This is a genomic window from Nitrospinota bacterium, from assembly GCA_035528715.1.
GTDB lineage: Bacteria > JADFOP01 > JADFOP01 > DATKYB01 > DATKYB01 > DATKYB01.
In genome coordinates, this window is the sequence record DATKYB010000110.1 from 1 (window position 1) to 3,736 (window position 3,736).

3 protein-coding genes are annotated in these 3,736 nt (G+C 37.8%); all 3 read left to right on the forward strand.

The annotated features are described in order from the left end of the window. Nucleotides 1–2,052: primosomal protein N' (gene priA / locus VMW81_08060; protein HUU50897.1), on the forward strand; the 2,052-nt coding region annotated here is incomplete at its 5' end. 107 nt (nt 2,053–2,159) lie between these two features. Next, nucleotides 2,160–2,669 carry a peptide deformylase gene (gene def, locus VMW81_08065; GenBank protein ID HUU50898.1) on the forward strand — a complete coding sequence of 170 codons (510 nt, stop codon included), beginning with the start codon at nt 2,160–2,162 and terminating at the stop codon, nt 2,667–2,669. Then, the gene (fmt, locus tag VMW81_08070; protein ID HUU50899.1) at nt 2,666–3,607 is read left to right on the forward strand and encodes a methionyl-tRNA formyltransferase; all 942 of its coding nucleotides are present in this window, start codon (nt 2,666–2,668) and stop codon (nt 3,605–3,607) included. Before def ends, fmt begins: the two co-directional genes overlap by 4 nt. Nucleotides 3,608–3,736 lie beyond the last annotated feature (129 nt).

Here is a 3,736-nt window from a genome sequence, read left to right on the forward strand (position 1 = left end):
ATATTAAGCGAGGTCAAAGGATTGAAGACAAATCAGCTTATAAAAAGAACAGGTATTAAGAATATCCATCCTTATCTTTCGTCTCTCAGTGAAAAAGGGTTGATTTATACAGAAAAACGTGAAGAAAAATCAATTGAAGTTCTAAAAAAGGAGAGCTTTGTAAGATTATGTTCACAAATTAAAAATAAAGATATAAAAGATATAATTGAAAAACTCTGTCCTCATGCCCCTTCTCAGATAAAACTTCTTGAATTTCTTTTGAAAAGAGGTGAGGTGAGAACAAAAGAGATAAAGGAAGAATTTAAATCATCTTCCAGTATTATCAAGGCATTAGAGAAAAAGGCTCTGATTGAAGTCTATGATAAGGTGTTAGATTTTATTTCTGTGATAGAGGAAAAGCCTCCTGTTGAGGAGTTTTTGAAGCTAAATTCTCATCAAGAAAAAGCATTAAAAACCATCATAAAAAGTATTGATTCTAAGAAATTTAGCCCCTTTTTGCTCCATGGAATTACGGGGAGTGGAAAGACAGAGGTTTATCTTCAGGCGATTTCCTATGCATTAAATCAAGGCAGGAATGCCCTATTTTTGGTTCCAGAGATTTCTCTTACCCCTCAATTAGTAACGCGATTTAAAAACAGATTCGGGCATGGTATAGCCCTTCTTCATAGCGGATTATCAAGAAGAGAAAGAATGAGAGAATGGGAGAGGGTAAGAGTTAAAAAGGCATCAATTGTAATTGGAACCCGATCAGCTGTTTTTGCACCGATCAAAAATCTAGGCGTTATTGTTGTGGATGAAGAACATGATAGTTCTTACAAACAGGAAGAAAATCCCAGATACAATGGAAGAGATGTTGCCTTGATGAGGGCTAAATACGATAAGATAACAATTGTTCTGGGTTCTGCAACCCCTTCTTTTGAGTCCTTTTATAATTCGAGAATTAACAAATATCATTATCTCCACCTCCCTGAAAGGGCTGAAGAGCGCCTCCTCCCTGAAGTAGAGATTGTTGATATGAGAACCTTTACTGATGAGATAAAAAAGACAGGTTCTTTGTCTCCTGTTTTAGAAAAAGCCATAAAAGAGAGGCTATTAAAAAAGGAACAGGTTCTTTTGTTTTTAAATCGAAGGGGATTTGCAAATTTTGTGATGTGCAAGGAATGCGGATATGTATTTAAATGTCTTAATTGCAGCGTATCTTTGACATATCATTCCTTCAAAAAACAGGGCAGGTGTCATTATTGTGATTTTTCAGCGAAGATACCAGATGTCTGTCCCCAGTGTCAGGGGGCAAAGATCGATTCTTTTGGTATGGGGACGCAGAAGGTCGAGGATGAGCTCAAGAGATTATTTGAGGGTGTCAGTATTGCCAGGATGGATAGGGATACAACAAGAAGGAGAGATGCCCATGAGGTTATCTTTAACAGGATAAGAAATAGAGACATAGACATACTGATAGGTACCCAGATGATTACAAAAGGTCATGACTTTCCAAACATAACACTCGTGGGTGTTATTTCAGCGGATGGCTCTTTAAATATTCCAAATTTTCGTTCCAGTGAGAAGACCTTTCAGCTTCTAAGCCAGGTTGCGGGAAGGACTGGAAGGGGTGAGCTAAAAGGGAAGGTTATTATACAGACCTTAAGCCCTGAGCATTATAGTATTACAAACGCAAAGAGTCACGATTATATAAATTTCTATGAAAAAGAGATATCCTTTCGCAAGATATTAAAGTATCCGCCTTTTACAAAATTGGCTGTTATTAAGATAGAAGGTTATAAAGAAGAGAAAGTTTTAGAAACGATAAATAGAATAGAAAAAATTTTCAAGGGTCTGGTAAAAGGTGAGGAAGATGTAGATATACTGGGTCCTTCAAGAGGGATTCCACCAAAGATTAAAAATAAGCATCGATGTCTTATTCTATTAAAAGGGAAAACAGTTTCTTATCTCCACAACACTATTCGAAAAGGGATGATGAGATTTCGAAGGTTTGATAAGACGGCTAGAGGGATAACCATTAGTATAGATATAGACCCCATAACGATCTTTTAGGTTATCATTCAAAGAGTTTATCAATCATTTTCAAATTGATTTCTATTGGTTAATAGTATATAACTATACTTAAATCAAGGAATTTGCATTCATTGGAGGAGCGATAAATGTCTCTACTGAACATAAAGACCTATCACGACTCTGCCATCAGGGAGAAATGCACCTCTGTTAAGTCAATAGGTAAAGAGATACAGTCCCTTATCGATAATATGATTGAGACCATGTATGCAGCACCAGGTATTGGTCTTGCTGCCACGCAGGTAGGGGCTTCTTCAAGGGTTATTGTGATCGATACGTCTTTTGGAGAAGATCCCGATGCCTTGTTGGTTTTAATTAATCCCGAAATTGTTTATTCAGAGGGAGAGATTGAGGAGGAAGAGGGCTGTCTCAGTGTGCCGGGGGTAACAGCTAAGGTAAAAAGGGCTGAAAAGGTTAAAGTAAAGGGACTCAATCGAGAAGGAAAAGAAGTCATGATTGAGGCTGATGGTCTCCTCGCTCGTGTCCTGCAGCATGAAATTGACCATATCAACGGACTGGTGTTTGTAGATAGGTTGAGCAGGGCAAAGAAAGTGCTTTTGAAGAATAAATTAAAAAAGATTGAAAGTGAAAACGAATGAATATTGTCTTTATGGGAACCCCAGAATTTGCAGCGTATTCCTTAGAAAAACTAATTGATTCCAAGCATAATGTAATTGGAGTGGTAACGCAACCAGATCGTCCCAAAGGAAGGGGACTAAAAGTGATTTCTTCTCCAGTTAAAGACATAGCAGTTGAAAATAATATCCCCTGTTTTCAACCTGAGAGGCCAAATGATGCTGAATTTGTAAGTACTTTAAGAAGCTTAAATACTGATGCCATAGTGGTTGTGGCTTATGGACATATTATATCAAAGGATATATTAAATATCCCTCCCTATGGTTGTATAAATATTCATTCCTCTTTGCTACCAAAATACAGGGGAGCAGCTCCTGTCAATTGGGCAATTATAAAAGGAGAAAAAACGACAGGAATAACAACAATGCTGATGGATGAGCATATGGATACAGGAGATATTCTGCTTCAAAAACAGATCCCTCTTTTGAATCACTATACTGCAAAAGACTTAGAAGTAAAACTATCTCCTCTTGGAGCCGAGCTTCTTGTTGAGACTTTAGAAGGATTGGAGAATGGGTCGATAAAGCCTACTCCACAGGATCATGCAAAAGCTACTTACGCGCCAAAACTGAAAAAAGAAGATGGTTTGATTGACTGGAAAAAGAGCTCTCAAGAGATTCACAATCTTGTAAGAGGTGTTAATCCTTGGCCAGGCGCCTATACATATATGGAAGATAAGTTGCTCAAGATATGGTTAACAGAAATAGAAGATAAGAGACATCTCGGAAGTGATGGAGAGATAACCGAGGCCACTAAAAACAAAGTAGTTGTAAATACTGGTGACGGTTCTTTGTCTTTATCGGAGGTTCAGCTAGAGGGTGGAAAGAGATTGCCCATAAAGGATTTTTTACAAGGACATCCTTTAAAAACGAGAACAGTCTTTAGGACAAAAAGAGATTGAGAGGTACAAAGAGCAAAGGTGGACGCAACGAGGCCCTGCAAGTACTATACATGCTGGATACCCAAGGAGGGCATACAGACGAGACCCTCTCTTCTCTATTTATAAAATCAGGTTTAACAAAGAGAGATA